This is a genomic window from Ideonella sp. (assembly GCF_036277275.1).
Taxonomy (GTDB): Bacteria; Pseudomonadota; Gammaproteobacteria; order Burkholderiales; family Burkholderiaceae_C; genus Ideonella.
Map to the genome: position 1 here is coordinate 1 of NZ_DASUNH010000133.1, position 21,783 is coordinate 21,783.

General features: G+C 66.3%; 15 protein-coding genes and 1 pseudogene. 7 read left to right on the forward strand and 9 right to left on the reverse strand.

The window, feature by feature from the left end; genetic code table 11:
• Positions 1–667: 667 nt before the first annotated feature.
• The 3 genes from VFY73_RS22565 to VFY73_RS22575 all read right to left on the reverse strand — a co-directional run bounded on the left by VFY73_RS22565 (position 668) and on the right by VFY73_RS22575 (position 5,354).
• Entirely contained in the window at positions 668–985 is a 318-nt protein-coding gene (locus VFY73_RS22565) for a hypothetical protein (RefSeq protein WP_329723019.1), read from the reverse strand.
• A 2,362-nt stretch (positions 986–3,347) separates the two neighbouring features.
• Complete coding sequence (locus tag VFY73_RS22570; protein WP_329723021.1) at positions 3,348–3,887, reverse strand: hypothetical protein; 540 nt, start codon at positions 3,885–3,887, stop codon at positions 3,348–3,350.
• Between the two features lie 978 nt (positions 3,888–4,865).
• Positions 4,866–5,354 (reverse strand): hypothetical protein, encoded by a 489-nt coding sequence (locus VFY73_RS22575; RefSeq protein ID WP_329723023.1) that lies wholly within the window; start codon positions 5,352–5,354, stop codon positions 4,866–4,868.
• A 135-nt stretch (positions 5,355–5,489) separates the two neighbouring features.
• Here VFY73_RS22575 and VFY73_RS22580 point away from each other — a divergent pair.
• Positions 5,490–6,482 (forward strand): annotated as a pseudogene (locus VFY73_RS22580) (integron integrase); the annotation flags it as partial.
• 254 nt (positions 6,483–6,736) lie between these two features.
• Positions 6,737–10,498, forward strand: coding sequence for an error-prone DNA polymerase (locus tag VFY73_RS22585; RefSeq protein WP_329723025.1), 3,762 nt, complete (start codon positions 6,737–6,739; stop codon positions 10,496–10,498).
• A 91-nt stretch (positions 10,499–10,589) separates the two neighbouring features.
• On the opposite strand, the gene VFY73_RS22590 is transcribed toward VFY73_RS22585, so the two are convergent.
• The 5 genes from VFY73_RS22590 to VFY73_RS22610 all read right to left on the reverse strand — a co-directional run bounded on the left by VFY73_RS22590 (position 10,590) and on the right by VFY73_RS22610 (position 16,079).
• A complete protein-coding gene (locus VFY73_RS22590; protein WP_329723027.1) occupies positions 10,590–11,072 on the reverse strand; it encodes a cupin domain-containing protein in 483 nt (160 codons plus the stop codon).
• Positions 11,073–11,182: 110 nt separating this feature from the next.
• Positions 11,183–11,518 carry a DUF1801 domain-containing protein gene (locus VFY73_RS22595; RefSeq protein ID WP_329723029.1) on the reverse strand — a complete coding sequence of 112 codons (336 nt, stop codon included), beginning with the start codon at positions 11,516–11,518 and terminating at the stop codon, positions 11,183–11,185.
• Positions 11,519–11,665: 147 nt separating this feature from the next.
• Positions 11,666–13,024, reverse strand: coding sequence for a HupE/UreJ family protein (locus tag VFY73_RS22600; protein WP_329723031.1), 1,359 nt, complete (start codon positions 13,022–13,024; stop codon positions 11,666–11,668).
• Entirely contained in the window at positions 13,021–14,409 is a 1,389-nt protein-coding gene (locus VFY73_RS22605; RefSeq protein WP_329723033.1) for a hypothetical protein, read from the reverse strand. The genes VFY73_RS22600 and VFY73_RS22605 overlap by 4 nt, the downstream gene beginning before the upstream one ends.
• Before the next feature lie 122 nt (positions 14,410–14,531).
• Positions 14,532–16,079 carry a DUF4331 domain-containing protein gene (locus VFY73_RS22610; protein WP_329723035.1) on the reverse strand — a complete coding sequence of 516 codons (1,548 nt, stop codon included), beginning with the start codon at positions 16,077–16,079 and terminating at the stop codon, positions 14,532–14,534.
• 215 nt (positions 16,080–16,294) lie between these two features.
• On the opposite strand from VFY73_RS22610, the gene ypfH reads away from it, so the two are divergent.
• The 3 genes from ypfH to yaaA are packed head-to-tail and all read left to right on the forward strand — an operon-like array spanning position 16,295 to position 18,782.
• Complete coding sequence (gene ypfH, locus VFY73_RS22615) at positions 16,295–17,041, forward strand: esterase (RefSeq protein WP_329723037.1); 747 nt, start codon at positions 16,295–16,297, stop codon at positions 17,039–17,041.
• 7 nt (positions 17,042–17,048) lie between these two features.
• Positions 17,049–17,963 (forward strand): sulfotransferase, encoded by a 915-nt coding sequence (locus tag VFY73_RS22620; RefSeq protein ID WP_329723039.1) that lies wholly within the window; start codon positions 17,049–17,051, stop codon positions 17,961–17,963.
• A gap of 33 nt (positions 17,964–17,996) precedes the next feature.
• The gene (gene yaaA, locus VFY73_RS22625; protein ID WP_329723041.1) at positions 17,997–18,782 is read left to right on the forward strand and encodes a peroxide stress protein YaaA; all 786 of its coding nucleotides are present in this window, start codon (positions 17,997–17,999) and stop codon (positions 18,780–18,782) included.
• Here the strand turns inward: yaaA and VFY73_RS22630 are convergent.
• Positions 18,719–19,774: a LysR family transcriptional regulator gene (locus VFY73_RS22630; RefSeq protein ID WP_329723043.1), complete on the reverse strand. Its 1,056-nt coding sequence runs from the start codon at positions 19,772–19,774 to the stop codon at positions 18,719–18,721. The genes yaaA and VFY73_RS22630 overlap by 64 nt on opposite strands.
• Positions 19,775–19,913: 139 nt before the next feature.
• On the opposite strand from VFY73_RS22630, the gene VFY73_RS22635 reads away from it, so the two are divergent.
• Positions 19,914–20,561: an NADPH-dependent F420 reductase gene (locus VFY73_RS22635; protein ID WP_329723045.1), complete on the forward strand. Its 648-nt coding sequence runs from the start codon at positions 19,914–19,916 to the stop codon at positions 20,559–20,561.
• A gap of 84 nt (positions 20,562–20,645) precedes the next feature.
• The gene (locus VFY73_RS22640) at positions 20,646–21,494 is read left to right on the forward strand and encodes a 2OG-Fe(II) oxygenase (protein WP_329723046.1); all 849 of its coding nucleotides are present in this window, start codon (positions 20,646–20,648) and stop codon (positions 21,492–21,494) included.
• Positions 21,495–21,783: the final 289 nt, after the last annotated feature.

The following is a 21,783-nucleotide window of genomic DNA, read 5'->3' on the forward strand; positions in this document are numbered from 1 at the left end:
AAGCCAGTTGTCGGACATAGTGTAAGACGGCTAACGTTCGACGTAAGGGGCGGCCGCAAGTGGGCGAAGCCCGCTTGCGGACGTCCCCTTGACGGAGGGGTTAGGGCGCTGGGCAGTGGGCACGTGAAAGCCTATGAATCAGCTTGGGCTTGCTTTTTTGAACCGCCGGGACGCGATACCGTTGGAACAAGCTTGCCGTCGGCTAAGAGTTCAAAGAACCGACGAGGCTGCGAACCGGTGATTGGCTCTACTTGTGGTATCGCCATTCGAATGATCTCTGCAATCCGCTTGGGCTTCAACGGCTGGAGTTGGAGGTGAGCCTCGGAGTCGACTGAGCTAAGCGACGAAAATTCTTTGAAGTTTAGCCACAGGTCGTCGAAGAGACAGGTCACCTCCGCCCATGGTAGGGAGGATTTTCCTTCAGTCCAGACCCGCAAGCTAACGGTGCTTGGTGTGGCGCTGCTCACCTTCCACAGGAAAGTGCGCGAATCAACTTGAATGCGCCGAGGTTTCGCTGCCATGTATTTGGAGCGCTCTAACGTTCGACGTAAGGGGCAGGCGCAAGTGGGCGAAGCCCGCTTGTGGCTGTCCCCTTGACGGAGGGGTTAGGCCACGCGCTGCGCTGGCGGCGAACAGGACCCAAAAGGAGCAAAGCCATGGTGAACTTTCAGGCCTCGGCAACGAGTTCCACCGACTCTGCAGTGACCGCGATCAGACCGCGGGTTAAGTAGATGTAGCTCACGCCCGGCGTTTCCCCCGAGACCCAGTAACCAACGTTTCCCGCGCCCGCATGGTTCTCGAGTTGAACCAAGTCTGCGATTTGATTGAAGTGTCGCACGCCTATGAACCTTAGCGTGCCAGGAACGCGTTGCCGCGCATGCTCGCTAGGGTAGTACGCGAGGCGCACTTCGGCGGTTCGCGACAAGGGGTCGAGGTGGACCGCAATCAGGATCGCATCGTGAAGCTCGAGCTGCGAAACGTCCATATCTCGGGGCCTAACGTTCGACATAACCGGCGGATTGCGGCTTGCCGCAAGACGTCCGGTTGATGGAGGGGTTAGGTGCAACGCGTGGGCACCTACCGGGGCGACGCTGTATGAAGCTCACCGGGCGCTCGGACGGAGGCCAAGAGCTAAGGGCGAGCAGGGCTGCAACTTGCTTCATTTCAACGGTGATTGTGGCGCCTGAACCGACGAGCGGGCACGCCCACGCTGACCGCTGCGGGTGAACGAAGGCACAGGATCGCCTGGCCAAGCGCGAAGACGGTGAACTTGGCACGGAAGGAGGCCGGTTGACCAACGCGCTGGCCGCAGCGACGAGGCGACCCCAATGGACTCGGCAACTCGGGAAGGAAGGTGAGGCATTTCGGCAACCGATCGATCACCGGTTCGGTTCCTTGGCGTAATGGCCTTCACCGTCTACCTCACTGCGCACCTAACGTTCGACGTAAGGGGGCCTGCCGCAGGCAGGTCCCCTTGACGGAGCGGTTAGGCGAACCCGGCTGAGCAAGGGGATGACCGGAACGCGATACCGCTACCGTTGAGGCCGACTGGCCTGACGGCCCTGAGGCACGAGGCCGGCGCATGGAGACTTCAGGCTTTTGGTGTTTCAAGTTAGGCCAACCTGCGATGCCATTTCTGCCACCGGCCGGCCGGGCGCGGCAAGCGTGAAGTGGTAGAGAAGACTCGTTCCATGTCTCGGGACGCTGGAATGCGCTGGTGACAGGACTTCTTGGGCGCTTGGCGAACAGCGATGATCTCCCATGTGTGACCAAGCCGGCAAGAAGAAGGCTGGAGCTGCCGCAGACCGTGCGCTGGCCGCCGCAGGACGGACAGCCCGAGGCGACGCTGAAGCGAGCACGCCTCTCCCATGAGCACAAGGCATCGAGACTGAGGTATTCAGCGGCCGGTACTGGCAGACGAGGCATGAACTTGGCCTTCAACTCGGACTTGCCTAACGTTCGACATAACCGGCGGCTTGCGGCCTGCCGCAAGACGTCCGGTTGATGGAGGGGTTAGGTGCAACGAATGGGCACCTACCGGTGCGACGCTGTATGAAGCTCACCGGGCGCTCGGACAGAGGCCAAGAGCTACGGGTGAGCGGGGCTGCAAATTGCTTCATCTCAACGGTGATTGTGGCGCTTGAACCGACGAGCGGGCACGCCCACACTGACCGCCGCGGGTGAACGAGGGCACAGGATCCGCCTGGCCAAGCGCGAAGACGCTGAGCTTGGCACGGAAGAGGGCCGGTTGACCAACGCGTTGGACGCGGCGACGAGACAACCCCGATGGACGCGGCGACTCGGCAGGGAAGGCGAGGCATTTTGGCAACCGATCGACCACTGGCTCGGTTCCTTGGCGTGATGGCCTTAACCGCCGACCTTTCCGCGCACCTAACGTTCGACGTAAGGGGCGGCCCGCTTGCGGGACGTCCCCTTGACGGAGGGGTTAGGTCTCGGGGGAAGCAAGTGCACCTTTCAGACTCCTAAGATCAATGGGGCTATGGCGGCCAGTGGCTAGCTGGGTTCCAAGGGGCGCAGGCGAGTAGCGCGCCAATTGGTCAAGCAGCAAGAAAGGCCATTGCTGCCCACATTGTGATCGATAGGAGGTATGCAAACGACCCTTTAGAGGATTCGCGTCGAGCGGATGCAGTGACCAGGCACGCCAAGAACACAGCGGCGGCGATTGCCATGGTTGCCGCAACCGAGGCATGGGACGCAAAGCGAGCAAGAGCCGAATGGATGCCTACAAATAGAGCAACCGTGCCAACCATGAGGCTGGCCTTAACCGCTGCCCGTGGAGGTTGCATATGAGACCTAACGTTCGACGTAAGGGGCCTGCCGCAGGCAGGTCCCCTTGACGGAGGGGTTAGGCCGATAGCCCAGCGAACAAGCGCGAGCAGCCGTTACAAAAGATGGCCGAGAGCCGGAATAGACAACGGATGTGTTCATCGATTTGTTGGGTGGACTGAAGGTGGCCTTCTCTGGCTCCGTGGGGTCACTGAGGCGACTTAGGAACGCTTGCGACCCTTTTTCCTTCCCGTTCGCTTGTGCCCTTCCCCCGCGCGCAAGAAGAAATAGTAGGCCGCTGCGCTGCAAAGCGCGACAAGCGCGGCTGCCACGCCCCACTGCAAGGCGCCCCATTGACTGATCGGAGTTCCAAACAACGCGCGCAGAGCGCCTTTGAATGCAAAGCGTGCAAGGAGATCAAATACGAAATCCATTGATTCGTCTTCGGTTGATCATGAAGTGGCCTAACGTTCGAGGTAAGGGGCGGCTTGCGGCTTGCCGCAAGACGTCCCCTTGACTGAGGGGTTAGGTTTCTGGCGGGAAGCAGCGGACATTGGAGTTCACTGATGAGGGGCGAACTTGAACAACTCGCGGATGCGGTGGGCGGCCAACTCTCTGGGCCTCATGGTGGGGTGCACAAAAGGAAGGCCCATGTACTCTACAAACATCGCTTCTCTGTAGCTTGCGCCCATCTCGAACATGTCCAACGGCTCGCCATCTGCGCGCTGACCGCTATGGTACTGATGGCAGGCTTCCCGGAAGCGGCTGCGATCGGGCTCTGAAAGAAAGTGCTCAAAGGTGGCAATGGCGATTTTGTGCTTCTCTTCGTAGGCGTTGAAAAGGTAAGCATCAAGCCCGATCGGTGTCTCGGCCTTTGACTCAAGAAAGGCCAACTCATCGGAAAAGGCTGCCCTGAAATCTTTCGCCGCAGCTGAGAAGCGCGCGATTGCTTCGCGTCGCTTGGCAAGCCCGTGTGCAAACCAGGCGACAGCAGCTGCGCCTACGACACCGACCGCGGCGGCAATGATTGGTGTGCGTGGCTCCGGATGCTCCAGTGGATTTGAACTAGAAGACTGGCTGGACGGAGCGGATGGCACCATGAGAAACCTAACGTTCGACGTAAGGGGCCTGCCGCAGGCAGGTCCCCTTGACGGAGTGGTTAGGCGAACAAGGTTGAGCAAGGAGATGACAGGAACGCGAGGGCGCCAACGGACCGACTGGGCTGTTGGATCGCGAAGAGGCTGAGCGAAGGCACCTGAGGACTTGTGGCATTTCGGTTCCTGCAACCTTGACCATTTGGTGAGCCATGGGAGGCTTTTGCATCTGGGTTTCCGGCAACCCAGCCGGTGGGCAGCTCGGGTTGCCTGCATTTTCACCCCGGATGGCCAAGCAAGCCAACGCTTCGGGGGCAGAGGGCTTCGAGCAAGTACGGTGCCCTTGACTGACGCTTGGCTGTTCTTGGGTGGCAAGATGCTTCAACATTGACACTGCCCCGACAACGATTTCGGCTGCACGAGGATGCGGCGCCGAAGCGAAGGAATTCCTTCGCATTGCCTAACGTTCGACGTAAGGGGCGGCCCGCCTGCGGGACGTCCCCTTGACGGAGGGGTTAGGCACCGGTGCTGGGCAAAGCAGAACCCGAAGCCCAGCAGGCGGCATGCGATTTGACCACTGATGGCATTGGGCAGAGGGCGCTGCCAAGCGCTGCGGCCTAGACGAGGCCGAGCCAGCCAATGAAGACCTGGATTTCTTTCGCCGGACAAGCAAGCCAACCGGGATAGGGCACCAACCCGAAACGGCTTGAATCTGTTTCGGCGGAACACAGACCATGACTTGGGGCACTGGGCTGGCTGTTTGTAGGCTGGGGACCGAGACGGCCTGGCCACCACACGGGCTGGCAAACCAAGGTCGTATCGCTGGCGGGAAGGCAGCAGGGAAATTGGACTGCTGGTTCACAGGAAAACGACCATGATTTTTGCGTGGTGCCTAACGTGTTTTAGACATCATGCCCCATCTCCGTCATTGGATGTTCCTATCCGGCCTTGGATAGGAGTGCTGATTTGCATGCACGCATCTGGCTATTTCCGGACCTTCCGTTTGTTGCTGATCAACCCCAGTTGGATGGCTCCGCGGCGAGGCATGCGCCAGGTTTTTTGGAGGTCGTCCCACTGTGCGCCGAGCGCAATGGCTTGACGGCGGGTGTCGGTGTCGTTGAAGCGGATGGCGACGCGTACCAGGGGCTGAAAGCGGGGTGGGCCGTGGTCGACCACCAGTTCGACGGTGGTGAATCGGGTGTTGCCGGTGGCTGTGTCTTTGCGATAGCGCACGCAAACCAGGGCCGGGCCGTAGCGGCGCTGCAATGTGCGGGTGCCCGCCTGGCCTGGCTTCAGGCGTTTGACAACCTCGGTGGCATCGGGTTGGCAGATCGGCGTCGCCGAGCCGTTGTGTCGACCGTCGTGCAGGCGTTCGTCCTCAGGCCCATCAGGCAGGGGGCCGATGGCGTCGGGTGCCGATGGTTGGGGGAGGCCAGGGGGCTGTCGTGAAATCTTTCGGAACAGGCTTGCCATGACCGCATGCTAACGCGATACTGTATGAAAATACAGTGTTGTCATGGGCTCTGCCTTGATTGTTTGCTGAGAGCTCGCGTCGCGCTGCCGGTCAGCTTGCCGCGCACCGCGCATGTCCATACCCATCCTCGCCCTATGTCCGGTCCCGCTCTTTCTGCCGATCTGTCTTCGCTGCGCTTGCTGGATCAGCTGCGTGAGCACATCCGCTACCGTCACTACAGCTTGCGCACTGAAGAGGCGTATGTGCACTGGGTGCGCGCCTTTGTCCGGTTCCATGGGGCGGCGCGGCACCCGCGCGACATGGGGCGGGCCGAGATCGAAGGGTTTTTGACCTGGCTCGCGGCCGAACGGCAGGTCTCACCGTCCACCCACAAGCAGGCGCTGTCGGCTTTGCTGTTCCTCTACCAGCATGTGCTGGGTCAGGAGTTGCCGTGGATGGTCGAGCTGGGCCGACCCAAGCGCCAAGTCCGCTTGCCGGTGGTATTGACGCATGCAGAGGTGTCTCGTCTGCTGGTGGCGCTGCCGGAAGAGCATCAGCTGGTCGGGCGCCTCCTCTATGGCACAGGCATGCGCTTGCTGGAAGGGTTGCGGCTGCGCGTGAAGGATGTCGATTTCTCCCGGCGGGTGATCATCGTGCGCGACGGCAAGGGCGGCAAGGACCGCGTGGTGATGTTGCCGGCCGCGCTGGACGGGCCGTTGAAGGCGCAGATGCGATTGGCTGGCGAACTGCACAGCGCCGACCGCGAGCAGTGCGTGGCAGGTGTGCACCTCCCGCATGCGCTGGCGCGCAAATACGCGCGGGCGGCCGAGTCGTGGGTATGGTTCTGGGTGTTTCCGCAGGGCAGCGTGTCGCGTGATCCGCGCTCGGGCGGCGAGCGCCGGCGGCATCATGTGCAAGAACAATCGTTCCAGCGGGCTTTCAAGCGCGCGCTGCAGGAAGCGCGCATCGCCAAGCCGGCCACGCCGCACACGCTGCGCCATTCGTTCGCCACCCATCTGCTGCAGGCCGGTACCGACATCCGCACCGTGCAGGAACTGTTGGGCCACTCGGACGTCAGCACCACGATGATCTACACCCACGTGCTGCGCCTGGGCAGCAGTGGCGTGCGCAGCCCGCTGGACGATCTGGTTTCGCAGTTCGCCGAGAGCGGTCGCCTGAAGGCAGAAGAGCCGGCACCGTTCTACGACGCGCTTCCTACCGCCGACATTGATGTTGCGGCTCCTGTTCGTGCCTTGCACCGGGGCGGGGAACAAATCGAAGACCAAGCTGAAAACGAAGCCGCAGGCGGGCGTGGCCGTGAGGTGCAGCCAGGCCGGGCATCAGGTGCCGACGGCCGACCAATCCCCTTGATGTTGCGCATGTGGATGCGCAAGGGTTCTTCATGCAACACAAGCGCCAGGCGGACGAAGCTGCGGTGGGCCTTCCCGATGTCGCCGAGCTTCACTGCCGCAGCAATTTCAGCTTCCTGACCGGCGCGTCGCAGCCCGCAGAGCTGGTGCAGCGGGCGCACGAGCTGGGCTACCGTGCGCTCGCGCTGACGGATGAATGTTCGCTGGCCGGTGTGGTCCGGGCACATGAGGCTTTGAAGGAGCTGAACGCCGGGAAGGAGCAAGAGGGCACGAAGGAGTCGAAGGCCGAGAAGCAGACAGAAGCCGAGGAGCCGCCGTTCCACCTCATCATCGGTGCCGAGATGAGGTTGACCGCTGCACCCGTCGCGCCGTTACCGGCTGGCGCGGTCTCAGCGGCAGCGGCGTCATCGCAGGCAGGAGGGCCGTGGGCCCGACTCAAGACGAAATCCAAGCCGCGATCACACGCTGGGCGCTTGCCGGCCGCCGTCGGCGCAGAGTCCCCCGTTGACCTGGGCGCCGAGTCGAAGGCCGGACTGTCGGCCGAATTGGCGATCGACGGAAATGCCGGGCAGGCCGCCGAATGGGATGACGGCCCGGCGCCTGGTCACCTGCCACTTCGGCATGCGTGGCCACACCCCCATCGACCTACTGGCGACGGTGCCCGCCTGGTGCTGCTGGCGCAGACGCACCGCGGCTACAGCAACCTGTCGCGCTGGATCAGTCTGGCCCGGCGCCGAGCCGAGAAGGGCAGCTACCTGGCCTACGCGTCGGACCTGGAGGGCAAGGCGCCGAACGCGCCGTGGCTGGCGGGCTTGGGCGACTGCCTGGCCCTGCTGGTGGTCGATGGCCCCGAGGCGGGCGATGGCACCGTGACGCCACCGCAATTCGAAACCGTGTTCGCACAGGCGATGTGGTTGAAGACCTGCATTGGCGCAGATCGTTGTGGTCTCGCGCTGGCGCTGCGCCATCGTCGTTTCGATGACGAACGGGTCGATGTCGCGCGCCGCGTGTCCGAGCTGAGCGGATTGCCGATCGTCGCCACCGGCGACGTGCTGATGCACAGCCGCTCCCGCAAGCCATTGCAGGACGTGCTGGCGGCAACCCGCCACCGTTGCACGGTGGCCGAGTCGGGCACACGTCTCGAATCGAATGGCGAAGCCCATCTTCGCTCGCGGGCCCGCCTGGCCGAACTGTACGAACCGGCCTGGTTGCAAGCCGCGGTGGCCTGGGCCAGCCGCTGCACCTTCTCGCTCAGCGAACTGGAGTACGAGTACCCCCAAGAGCTGGTGCCCAAGGACCACACGGCCACCACTTGGCTGCGCGAGCTCACTGAGCGTGGCCTGCTGAAACGCTACCGCGACAAGGGCCGGCCAGAACCCACGTATGTGCGCCAGCAGGTCGAGCATGAACTGGCCCTGATCCAGAAGCTGCGCTTCGAAGCCTACTTCCTGACCGTGGCTGACCTCGTGCATTGGGCGCGTGGACAAGGCATCCTCTGCCAGGGGCGGGGCAGCGCCGCCAACTCGATCGTCTGCTATGCGCTGCAGGTGACAGAGGTCGATCCGAAGCTGGGCAACCTGCTGTTCGAACGCTTCATCAGCGCTGAGCGCAACGAGCCGCCTGACATCGACATCGATTTCGAGCACCAGCGGCGCGAAGAGGTCATCCAGTACATCTACGCCAAATACAGCCGGTACCGTGCGGCGATGACCGGTGTGGTCATCAGCTACCGCGGCCGGTCATGCCTGCGCGACGTGGGCCGCGCGCTCGGCTTCGACTTGGATCGCATCGAGGCCGTCACCAAGCAGCAGCCCTGGTGGACCGACCATCCCGGCCGCTTCGACCCCGAGCGTCTGCGCGAGCACGGTTTCGATCCTGACGCGCCGCTGGTCAAGCTGTGGGCCGAGCTGGCTTCGCAGCTGCGAGGCTTCCCTCGGCACCTGAGCCAGCACCCCGGCGGTTTCCTCATCGCCAGCGAAGACGTGTCCAGCCTGGTGCCGGTCGAGAACGCCACGATGGAAGGCCGCACCGTCATCCAGTGGGACAAGGACGATCTCGACACCTTGAAGCTGATCAAGGTCGACGTGTTGGCCCTGGGCATGCTCAGTGCCATCCGCCGCGCACTGGCCTGGATCGGCGAGAAGCAGGATCCGAAACTGACGTGGGTAAAGGGGCGGCGTTTGGAGATGGACGACCTGCCGCAGGAGGACCCCGCCGTCTACGACATGCTGTGCGACGCCGACGCCATCGGCGTGTTCCAGGTCGAGAGCCGGGCCCAGCTCAGCATGCTGCCGCGGCTTCGGCCTCGCTGCTACTACGACCTGGTGATCGAGGTGGCCATCGTGCGGCCGGGGCCCATCCAGGGCGGCATGGTCCACCCGTACCTGAAGCGGCGCAGCGGCGAGGAGCCGGTCGTCTACCCCAGTCCAGAAGTCGAGAAGGCCCTGGAGCGGACCAAGGGCGTGCCGATTTTCCAGGAACAGGTGATGCAGCTGGCGATGCTGGCCGCCGACTTCACCCCCGGCGAGGCGGATCAATTGCGACGCGCGATGGCGGCCTGGAAGCGCAAGGGTGGGCTCGGGCCGTTCCACGACAAGCTGGTCCACCGCATGGTGGCCAAGGGGTATTCGCTCGACTATGCCGAATCGATCTTTCGCCAGATCGAGGGCTTCGGCGAATACGGTTTCCCGGAGAGCCACGCCGCCAGCTTTGCGCTGCTGGTCTATGTCAGCGCGTGGATCAAACGCCACCACCCGGATGCGTTCCTGCTCGGCCTGCTGAACAGCCAGCCGATGGGGTTCTACGCGCCGGCGCAGTTGGTGCGCGATGCACGCGCGCACGGCGTGTGCGTGCGACCCGTGGATGTGACGCGCAGCGAGTGGGATTCGACGCTCGAAGACATCGGGCCGACGGCAGACGGCGATGGCGCGGAAGCGGAAGACCTGGGGGCCGTGGAGGCGGGTCGAATGCCGGTTCAGAATTCGCCGCAGTCTGTGTGCCCGGCCCCGCAGACGGATCCGGCCCTGTCTCGCCACAGCCCGCCATCGCACACGCTGCGCCCGGTGCGGCTCGGCTTCAACCGCCTCAGTGGGTTTCGTGAAGACGCGGCGCAGCGCATCGTCGCGGCGCGGGCCGACGCGCCTTTCACCAGCGTCGAAGACCTGGCCCGCCGCGCCGAGTTGGATGCACATGCGCTGCGTTTGCTGGCCGATGGCAATGCCTTGTCGGCGCTGGCCGGTCACCGGCGCGAGGCGGCTTGGGAAGTGGCGGGGGTCGACACGCGCACCGCAACGGCTGCGGTGTTGCGCGCCACCCGCACCGAAGAGCCAGAGCGCCCAGCGCTCGAAGCGCCCAGCGCCGGTGCCACCTTGCTGGCAGACTACCGCCGTACCGGCCTGTCGCTGGCGAACCATCCGCTGGCCCTGCTGCGGCCGCGGTTGGCCGAGTTCCGCATCAGCACGTCGGCCGAGCTGCAGAACTTCCGCAATGGCCAGCTGGCGCGTGCCAGCGGGCTGGTCACGCATCGACAGCGCCCACAAACCGCCAAGGGCGTGATCTTCGTGACGCTGGAAGACGAGACCGGACCGGTCAACGTGATCGTCTGGCCGCAGGTGGCCGAGGCCCAGCGCACGGCGCTGCTCGCGTCGCGGCTGCTGACGGTCTATGGCATCTGGCAGCGCCAGGGCGAGGTGCGGCACCTGGTGGCCAAACGCCTGGTCGACCACAGCGCCTTGCTGAGGGAGCTGGACGCCGAATCGCCGGCGCTGAAGACCACCAGCCGCGACTTCCGGTGACGGCAGGCCGCGATCGTTCGACATGAGGAGCGGCCCGCGGTTCGCCGCAAGCCGCCCCTTGAGGTCAGGCCGCCGGCAAGCGTGCGGGCGCTCAACTTTCGCCTTGCCAGTAGTCGACGGCCGGCATGACCACGCCAAGGTGGCGAAATCCAGAATCTGAACCAGGCTGAATCGCGGAGGCGGAGAACTTGTTCGAGTCCGGGTACTCAACGATCTCGGGCCGAAGCATGGTGCTGACGCTGATGTAGCGCAGTTCAGCCGCCGAGTTGTTGATGATTTGGTGCGCAGTCGACTTGCCGCCTGCCGGCGCCGCGATGAAGTCTCCCGCCCGAATGTCGTACTCGTCAGAGCCGAACCGCAGCTTGCCGCAGCCGGACAACACGAAGAACATCTCTTCGTTCGCGTGGTGGTTGTGGAACGGCCAGGCGCGCTTGCCCGGCGGAACCACGGTCACGCCATAGCCGAGCTTGGATCCACCGATCAGGCTCGACACCTGGGCGCCGCAAGCCTGAAACGACTCGCCGTGCTGATGTGAACCGAACTCGAGCTCGTCGAGATTGATGATGGGCTTCATGCGTGTGTGTGAAGTGAGATGAGGGCAGGTGAGGGAGCTGTCCGTGCTCCAAATGTCGAGTTGGGCCGCAGGCCGGGCGTTGCCTCAAGGGGGCGGGCTCGAGCGACGGGTCAGGCATCACCCTTCGTGGCCCCGTGCGCGAGCGGCAGGTATTGGGCCAACCTCTTGTTTTCGATGTCGGCAACGGACCTGAGCTTGAGGTGCCGGCGGCCCTTTCCCGCGCCTTCCAAATGACCGAACGCGTCTTTGATCTTGGCGCCTTCTCCGAACTCGACGCTGACGTGTTCTTTGTACGCAAAGACCCCGCAGAACTGAACGCCTGAAGAAAACAGAATGCCACCGTACTTGACTTCCTCCGAGAAAGGCTTGAACAGTTTCTTCACCAGCGTGCGAACGGCTTCGACGATCTCGTAGCGTTCTTCGCTCAAGAGGCGAATATCTTCCAACAGGACTTGAACTGATTTTGTTGCCATGGGGGGTGCTCACGTTTGTCGATGGCCGTGATGCTAAGCACAAGCTGCTGACAGCATGCTGGCAGCAGCCGCGTGTGATGCCAGGCGCCTGATGACGTCGTGGACGCGCTCCGAGGCACCTCAGCTGATCAACGCCAGATCGAACGCCCGTTCCGCGAACCACAGCGCTGCAACCGCCGCTATGGCCACCGAGCCGCCGCCCAGCACCACGCGGCGGTAGAAGCGCGTGTCGCGCACCCACCAGGCCAGCGGCAATGCGATGGCCACGATGCCCAACTGGCCCAGCTCGACACCGAGGTTGAAGCCGACCAGCGTGCGCGCCAGCGCCGCCTGGTCCAGCCCCAGCTCCTTCAGCGCGCCGGCGAAACCGAAGCCGTGAACGAGTCCGAAGACGAAAGCAAGCTGCCATCGGACGCCGGGCAGGAAGCGGCGCAGGTTGTCGATCGCGGCCAGCACCACGCTGGCGGCGATCAGCGATTCGACGATCCGTGAGGGCGGATCCGCATAGCCGAGCACCGCGATAGCCAGCGTGATCGAGTGCGCCACCGTGAACGCGGTGACGACCTTGGCGACTTGCAGCAGTGCGCCGGTCCACGCCATCGGTGCGTCGTCGTGGCTCGATGGATCAGGGCCCAGCCATCGGCGTCCGTTGTCCGGGCCATCGCCGTTGACTGCAGTGTGCTTCACGCCCGCGCCGCGCACCCCCATCACCGCCGGCAGCATCAACGCCAGCAGGAACAGCACATGATCGGTGCCGATCAGGATGTGGTGCACGCCCTCGGCAACGACGCCGGCAAACGTGCTGGCGGGGGAGCCGTCGGCGCCTCGGTTGTCCGCCGTGCCTCTGGGGTCGCTTGATGAAGCCGGGTCTGCCGGAGCTTGTGAACCCGCTGATCCTGCCAGCAGCACCGGCCCGGCAGCAGGCGCCAGCACCGCGATGTCGGCCGGGGCCGTCGCGTTGATGCGCCATTGCAGCAACCCACGGTGCGAGGCGTCACTGTCGGCGAACAGGCGGTAGTCGACGCGAACGCCGGATTTGCCGGCGTCGGCCGGGCAGTGCCAGCGACGTTCCAGCACCGCGTAGGTGCCGTCGGCATGGTCGTCGATGCGCGGTGCGGCGGGCGCATCGGCAACACAGGCGGCGTTCGCTCCGCTCGCATGGCCGGGGACCGCCGGAGACAAACGCAGGCCTTCGTCGGCCAGCGCCACCACCTGCGGCCAGGCTTGTCGCAGCTCACCCCAGGTGATCTGGCCGTCGTCGTCGGCATCCAGCGGCAGCACGCGGTCGAGGTCGCGCAGTGCGATGTCCCAGCGTTGCTGCACGGCCTGGCCGTCGGCTACCAGGCTCAGTGTGGCGTTGCTGGGCGCATGGGCGCGGGCGGCCGGGGGAGACAGCAGCATGGCCGCGGCGGTGGCGGCTGATGCCAGCAGCAAACGGCTGGAGCGCTCCATGCGGGCGCTCGACAGAGGATGGCTCATGAACGACCCCGGCTGGCGGATGCGGGTGTGGGGGCGGCCGAGGCGCCCGGCTTCGCGGCCGGCCAGCGCGCATCGACGAAACCTTGCGTGCGCGCCCAGCGGCGCACCGGCTCGCCGGCCTCGGGCTGACCGGCGGCCGCCGCGGCACGCAACAGAAGCAGCGCGTCGGCCGGCTCGCGTTGCCAGGCCCAGTTGGCCTGCGCCAACGCCAGCGCCTGCGGCGCGTCGCCCAGCAGGTCGAGCGCAAACCGCGCTTGTTCGCGGGCATGGCTGCGGTCGCCGCGAGCCAACGCAGCATCGAAGCGGGCTTGCAGCTGCGCGATCAGTGCATCGGTGTCGGCCCTGACGTCGATCGCGGAACGTGCCATCGCCTTGGCGTTGGCGCCGGTGGCCCGCCCGCCCGCGAGCCGTTGGCCCGCCAGGCGATGGCGGGCGATCGCGCTGCGCAGCAACAGCCCATCGACAGCCTCGTAGCCGCGCAGCAGCCGCTCGACCTCAGCCGGGCGTTGCTGCTCCAGCAACCAATCTGCATAGGCCACCAGCGCATACAGCCCCGGGTTGTCGCCAGCCGTGGCGTGGCGGAACAAAGCGCCGGCCTGGCGATTGCCGCTGCGCTGGGCCAATTCGGCGCGCAGCAGAGCCAGCCAGGGGTCGTCGATGCTGCCGAGTGCGGCCAGCGTGGCGTCGGCCTGGCGCGCAGTCAGCCGCCCCTGCAACTGGCCCAGCTCGGCCAGGCACGCGCGGGCCGGGGCTTGCACACCGACGCCCAGGGCCGCGTAGCCGGCACCGGCCAGGCGTTCGCAGCCGGCCCGGGCCTCGGTGTAGCGGCCTTGCACCTGGTGGATCGAAGCGCGCGTCAGTTCTGCTTGGGCGCGCAGCGCCATCCCGGGCGAGGCGGCGGGGCTGTAGCTGGCGCGTCGCAGGCTGGGCCCGTGGGCCGTCGCGGTCGTGTCGGTGTCGGGCTGGGCGAGCAGCGCGTCCAGATCGGCCAGTGCCGCGGCGAAGTCATGCTGGCCCTGGCGGATGGTGGCGCGCAGCAGGCGCACTGGGCCGGGGGCTTGCGGTTCGGCCCACCAGGGCGCCAGCGCGGCCTCGGCCTGGCCCCAGTCGCGCGGGTCGCCGCTGCGGCGGGCCTGGTCGATCGCCTGGCGCGCGAGGGTCAGTGCGAGTGACAGGTTCGGCTGGGCCTGGGCTGACTGGCGCAGCGCTTCGCGTTGGCTGGCACCGACGCGGCGGGCTGCGGCGCCTGGCACACGGGCCGGCAGGCGCTCGATCACCTCGTGGTCGTCGGTGGGGGTGCGCGGCGTGGCGTGGCCGGGCAGGGCTTGCATCAACAGCAAGGCGGCTGCGGTGACCAGTGTCGATGGTGTCAAGAACGGGCGCATGGGCGGCTCCGGCCGGCGGCGCTGCTATGCACGCAGCGACGGGAAATCGTGGTGGGACAAGGCCCGGCAAGGTCTTCCCTCACCGGGCCGGCGTGGCGCCGCGCGGCGCCACGCAGCGGCGCCTACTGCGCGCCCGGCGTCGGCGTGTTCAGGTACGGGAAGCCGCCGAGGAACGGCGTCACGGCCTGGTCGACGGCGTCGTGCAGGTTGTAGGCCGTCGTGCCCAGCGGCACGTTCTTCGGCTTGCACTTCTCGCCCAGGCCGAGCGCATTGGTGTTGCCATTGGCCATGCACAGCCCGCCCATCATCGCGACGAGTGAGATGTCGACCACGTCGTCCTTCGGACGGCGTCCGTTCGGGTAACCCGCCAGATCCGTGCCGCCGGCCAGGATGTTGCCGAGCACGCCCAGGCGGTTCTGCTGCGCGAACGGCACCGGCATGATGCTGGTGTTCAGGCGCAGCATTTCCGAGGCCACGACGCCCATCGGCTGGTTCACGCCGGGCAGGCCGGTCAGGAAGGTCGTCGTCAGGTCGCTGCGGGGGTAGTTGGTCGGTGCGCTGTTGGGCAGCGGCAGTGCGATCTCCAGCAGCTTGGGCAGCGTCGGGTTGGTCACGTAGCTCAGGAACTGGCCGTCGGCCGCGGGCTGCGAGGCGTTGAACTTGTCTTTGTCCTTCAGGCCGATGACCACCTCGTTGACGAGCGGCATGCCCAGGCGCGACACCTGCACCCAGTCACCGGCGTCCTTGTCGACCTTGTTCAGGCCGGCGCGCGGCGAAGCGTCGATGTTGTGGGTCTGGCGCACGCTGGCGGTCGTCCAGCCTCCGATCACCGGCTCGCTGCCCTGCGTCAGGCAGCTGATCGGGATCTCCAGCGCCATCGTGGTGACGTTTTCGTCACCGATGATGTTAGGGAACAGGCCGATCTGGTTCGGGTCGGTGATCACCTCGATCGGCGCGTGCACCAAGTCGAAGATCACCCCCAGGTTGACTGCGAAGCCTTCGGCGCGCTGGCCGACGAACATCTTGCCCGGCGTCGCGCAGTTCGGGATGTTGATGTTGTAGATGTGCTTGGCGGCGTAACCGGGGTAGTCGGGAATGGTCTTGGTGCCGATGTTGTCGGCCGGCTTGTCGAAGGTGGCCGAGCCGGTGTCGGCGTTGGTGATGGTCCAGGGCTCGCCCTGGCGGCGGCCGCCCTTCATCATGATCACGCCGTAGGTCTGGGCTACGTTCAGGTTGGCGTCGTTGACATTGGCCACCGGGCCGGCCTGGATCAGCGGGATCGCGACGTTCTTCTTGCCGGCGGGCAACTCGATGCCGCGCCCGGCGTTGGCCAGCGTGTTGGTGAAGCGGAACTGGAAGCTCAGGTCTTCCTTGGCATCCCCGTTGTTGTCGATGTGGATCTCGTACAGCGCGTTTTGATCCATGTTGAAGTAGTTCGGCCCGCCGTAGGCCGCCTGCAGCGGCTGGTAGTTGGCGATCAGCGTCACGTAGTTCGAACGGCCGCTCTCGTAGCTGCGGAACATGTAGAAGTCGGTGCCGTCGACCTTGGGGGCGCCGGTGATGAACGGGGCTTCGCGGTGGCTGGAGGCCAGGCTGGGTCCGGCCAGCGTGACCAGGGCCGCGGCGGCAGCCAGCGGAGCCAGCCGGAAGAGCAGGGAAGTGCGGTTCATGAAAAGGTCTCCTGAAGGAACGCGCCGGCTCAACGTGGCGGGCGTGACCGTGCATACGCGTCGGGTGGCGGGTGCAGATGCAGCCGCGTGAACAAACCCCGCAGCCCGCTGGGTGGCCTGCATCCGATCGGGGCAGGGCGGCGTAGGGGGGGCCGTCCCGGCCGCGGTGCATCGGCGCGCCTGCAGCCCTTTGCGAGCCGGGCGACAATCGCTCGATGCCTTCCGATGATTCCCTGGTCCTCCAATGGATGCCCGTACAAGGGCGGCCCGAACAGCTGATGTTGCTGCTGCACGGCGCTGGCGACAGCGCTGCCGGCATGGCACCGCTGGCCGAAGCGCTGCGTCGTGCATTTCCCCAGGCTGCGGTGCTCGCGCCCGATGGCTTCGCTCTTTTTGACGGTGATTCCAGCGGTGCGGTGGGCGGCCGGCAATGGTTTTCGTTGCAAGGTCTTGACGATGGCAACCGGATGCAACGCGTGCGCCAGGTGTTGCCGAAGCTGGCCGCCTGGGTGCGTGGCGCGCAGCAGGCCACGGGCGTCGGCCCGGCGGCAACCGCCTTGGTGGGTTTTTCGCAGGGGGCGATCTGTGCGCTCGAGCTGGCCCAGGCCGAAGACGGGCTGGCTGGCCGTGTGCTGGCTTTCTCCGGCCGCTACGCCGTGCTGCCCGAGCAGGCGCTGCAGCACACCACGCTGCATTTCTTCCATGGCGCTGAAGACGACGTGATTGCCGCCGACCACGCTCGCGCCGCGATGCAGCGTGTGGCCGAGCTGCAGGGCGATGCGACGATCGACATCGCACGTGGCCTGGGCCACGAGCTGCCGGCCGCGTTGGTCGACTGCGCGATCGATCGCCTGCGCACCCACATTCCGCACCGCACCTGGGCCGCCGCGCTGGGCGCCGTTCCTGGCCTGAACGAGCGCCTGGCCGAACGGGACCATGTCGAACGTGACGCAGAAGACTAACCTCGAGATGAATTGGTTCGATAGTGTGGGCGCCTTGCGCGCCTGGGCCGCCGCCGCGCGGCCGGTGTTCATTTGTGGCCAGGAACGCAGCGGCACTTCGGCGCTGCAGCTGGCGATGTCGCAGCACCCGGCGCTGTTCGCGGTACCGCATGTCTACGAGACGTTCATCTTCAGTGAACCGCACAACCTGCGGGCCAGTTCGCCGCGGCACATGCTGCAGGACTACCTGCGCGGGCCCGACAACTTGCTGCGGTTGCAGGAGCGCTTTGCGGAGCTCGGCGCACAGGCCGGCGGCGATGCGGGCACGCTGGACGACGACGACCTGATCCGCGCCTTTTTCGCCTTTGCGGCCGATGGCGTCTACCCCGGCCAGCGGCCGCTGGAAAAGACGCCCGCCCACGTGCGCTGCCTGCCGCGCGTTTTTCGCATCTTTCCGCAGGCGAGGGTGCTGGCTTGCGTGCGCGAGCCGACCGAGGTGGTCGACTCGTACCGCCGCCGCCTGCAGCGCGAGCAGGCGCTGGGCAAGCCGCGCGAGGCTTGGAAGTGGCTGGACCAGACCGACGACCAGTTGATCTACTACATGCGACAGGTCGACCGGGCCTTGACCGAGATCACGACGCTGGTGCCGGGCCAAGTGTTCCAGGTGCCCTATGGCTGGCTCAACGCCGATCCGTTGACCGCGATGACGGCGATCTGCGAGTTCATCGGCGAGCCCTTCGATCCGGCAGTCATGGCGCCCAAGGCGGCGTGGCGCGATCGGATCGACGAGCGGCTGGGCCGGCCGATCGGCACCGCCAGCGCACCGCGCCCCTCGACCTTGAGCGAAGAGACGATCGCCATGCTGCGCAAGGAAACCTGGGGCTTGACCCGGCGCTGGCGTGTGCCCGGGCCGCTGCGCCCTGACCCGGCCGCCGTGGGCTGAGCGTCCGCGTTTGTCTCCTGAACCTTTGTTGCCATGCTGTTCCTGCTGTCACCCGCGAAGACCCTGGACTATGAAAGCCCGCTGCCGGCTGCGGTGGCCAGGCGCGCCACGCAGCCGCGCTTCGTCGACGAGGCGGCGGCGCTGATCGACGTGTTGCGTGGCCATTCGGCCGATGACATCGCCGAGCTGATGAGCCTGTCGGACAACCTGGCGCAATTGAACGTCGAGCGCTATGCCGCTTGGTCGCCGCGCTTCACCAGCCGCAACAGCCGGCCGGCCGCGCTGGCCTTCAATGGCGATGTCTACGAAGGCCTGCAGGCGGCCAGCCTGAGCTCGGCAGACTGGACCTGGGCCCAGCGCCACGTGGTGATCCTGTCGGGCCTGTACGGCATGCTGCGGCCGCTGGACCGGCTGCAGCCCTACCGGCTCGAGATGGGTACGCGTCTGGCAAGCTCCGGTGGTGCGAAGGACCTGTACGGTTACTGGGGTGACACCTTGGCCGAGACGCTGAACGAAGCCCAGGCCGACGAGCGCTCACCGATCGTCGTCAACCTGGCGTCGCAGGAGTACTCTCGCGCCGCGCTGCGGCCGGCACTGCGCGCGCGGGTGATCGAGTGCGTGTTCGAGGAATGGCACGGCGGCCAGTGGAAGGTGATCAGCTTTTTCGCCAAGCGGGCGCGGGGGCTGATGGCGCGCCATGCGATCCAGCAGCGGGCCTCGACGCTGAAAGCGCTGCGCGCGTTCGACGCCGAGGGCTACGCCTTCGACGCGGAGGTGTCGGAGTCGGACCGTTTCGTCTTCCGCCGCAAGGCCGGGTGAGCCGGCGTTGATTCGGCGCCGCTGGCGGTGGCCTCGGCGCCAGGCACCTCGGCCAGCAGGTCTTGCACCGTCATGTGCAGGTCGCTCGGCGGCCCCAGCTGGGCCAGCAGCGTGTCGACCACCACCCGCACCCGTGGTGCCAGGTAGCGCCGGTGCGGGTAGTGCAGCACCACCTCGCGCTCGCCGGGGTCGTGCTGATCGACCATCAGCAGCTTAAGACGGCCGCTGCGCAAGAACGGCAGCGCATGGTGCAAACCGGCCTGCACGATGCCGGCGCCGGCCAGTGCCAGGTCCAGCACCGCGGCCGGGTCGCTGACGGCCAGCCGCGGTTGCGGCTGGATCTCGATGCGCCGCGCGCCGCGGCCGCCGCTGGTCGAGCGGAACCGCCACGGACTGGGGGCGCTGCCGGCAAAGCGCACCGCCACGCACTCGTGGGTTCTCAGCTCGTCGATCGTGCGTGGAACGCCGGCCCGTCTCAGGTAGCCGGGGCTGGCCAGCAGCGCCAGCGGCAGGCCGCAGATGCGCCGGGCCACCAGGCTCGAATCCTCGACGAAGCCACCCCGGATGCCGATGTCGTAACCCTCGGCGACCAGGTCGACCGGGCGGTTGTCCAGGTCCAGCTCGATCATCAGGCCCGGGTGGGCCTGGCTCAGTGCGGGCAGCAGCGGCAGCACCCAGTCGCGCCCCATCGCATGGCCGACCGAGATGCGCACCCGGCCGCTGGCCTCGGTGGCGCTCTGGGTCACGTCGGCCACCGCTTCGTCGAGCGCCCGCAGCGCGTGGCGCGCCTTGTCCAGGAACCGCTCGCCCTCGGCGGTGAGCGCCAGGCGGCGCGTGCTTCGCTGCAGCAAGCGCACGCCCAGCTGTGCCTCCAGCTTGCCCAGGCTCTTGCTGACCGCCGCGGGGGTCAGCTCCAGCCGATCGGCCGCCGCGGCCAGGCTGCCGGCACTGGCGGCTTCGACAAAGGCCAGCAAGCCCTGCAGTTGTTTCATTGGGTCGATTGTCAACCAATGGTTGTGAATCCATCAAGCGATGGTGACTTCTGGTAGCGACGTTGCCTGCCTACAGTGTGGTTCATTGCAGGCCCGACGGTCGGGCCGGCAGAGGCAACGCAACAGCAAGGAGCTTGAAATGAAGATCGGAATCCTGGGGTCGGGCGACGTGGCGAAAACGCTGGCGGCGGGCTTCCTGGCCCATGGCCACGAGGTGATGCTGGGCACCCGCGACCCGGCCAAGGTGAGCGAATGGGCGGCCAAGCATCCGACGGCGCGGGTGGGCAGCTTCGCCGACAGTGCCGCTTTCGGCGAGATCGGCGTGTTGGCCGTCAAGGGCAGCGCCACCGAAGCAGTCCTGAAGTCAGCCGACGCCAGCCGCCACCTGGCCGGCAAGGTGCTGGTCGACGCCACCAACCCGATCGCCGATCTGCCGCCCGACCACGGCGTGCTGCGTTTCTTCACGACGCTGGATGACGCGCTGATGGAGCGCCTGCAGCGGGCCCACCCGGCGGTGAAGTTCGTCAAGGCCTTCAACTCGGTCGGCGCGGCGCTGATGATCGACCCGACGTTGCCCGGCGGACGGCCGACGATGTTCATCTGCGGCGACGATGCCGGCGCCAAGGCCGCCGTGACCACGCTGCTGGCCGAGGTGGGCTGGGACTCGGCCGACATGGGCGCGGCCGCCGCGGCGCGGGCGATCGAACCGCTGTGCATGCTGTGGTGCATCCCCGGCTTCCTGCGCAACGACTGGGTGCACGCCTTCAAGCTGGTCAGCCCGGCTTGAGCAAGGGCGCGCCGTCAAGGGGAAGCCGCACCATCGGTGCAGGCACCGGGCTGCGGGCCGTCGATCTGCTGCAAGAATATGGGTATGACGACGATATCTCCCGCGATCACCCCTGAACTGCGCGCCTGGATCGTGGCCCAGGCCGAATCGGGTTTCCCGCCTGAAGAAGTCCTGGCCGCGATGCGCACCAGCGGCTGGCCGGAAGAGGTGGCCATCGAGGCCCTCGAGGTCACCTTGACCGAGCACCTGCAGGCCAAGGGCAAGCCGGTCCCCGGTCGCAGCCTGCCCGAGCCGTCGCTGGAGGAATCGACCACCCGCCTGATGGCCGATGGCCATGAGGTCCGGGTGCTGATGGCGATGGCACTGCCGCGCGTGGTGGTGTTTGGCGGGCTGCTGACCGAGGCCGAGTGCGACCAACTGGTGGCACTGTCGCGCCAGCGCCTGGTGCGTTCGGAGACCGTGGTCAACGAGACCGGGGGCAGCGAAGTCAATACCGCCCGCACCAGTGAAGGCATGTTCTTCACCCGCGGCGAAAACCCGCTGTGCCAGCGGATCGAAAAACGCATCGGCGCCTTGCTGAACTGGCCGGTGCAGAACGGCGAGGGCCTGCAGGTGCTGCGTTACCGGCCCGGGGCCGAGTACAAGCCGCACCACGACTATTTCGACCCGGTCCACTCCGGCACACCGACCATCCTGTCGCGTGGCGGCCAGCGGGTCGGCACGCTGGTGATCTACCTGAACACGCCCGAAAAAGGGGGCGGCACGACCTTCCCCGATGTCGGGCTGGAGGTCGCGCCGGTCAAGGGCAACGCGGTCTTCTTCAGCTACCACTCACCGCACCCGAGCACCAAGACGCTGCATGGTGGCGCGCCGGTGATCGAAGGCGAGAAGTGGGTCGCGACGAAGTGGCTGCGAGAGCGCGAGTTCATCTGAGTTGATATCGACTGCGCGTGGCGAGGGCTCGCGGCGTGGGTGGAGTTGACCCAGACTGCTGAGGTGGTGGCGCAGGGCGGCGGCGGCGCCCCGTTCGCCGGCCCACGCTCGCGGGGCGAGGTCGAGGCGGGCAACGGATGGCCGCGTCAACACCGTGATGTCCTGGCGACGTGGTGGCGACCGCGAATGGGGCCTGCGCCCGGGGGCACCACCACCGCCCTGTAGATCTGTCGGTGGCGTGCCGCGCCTTGGCATGCCACCCGGGTGCCACGGTGGGTGGCTCGGGGGG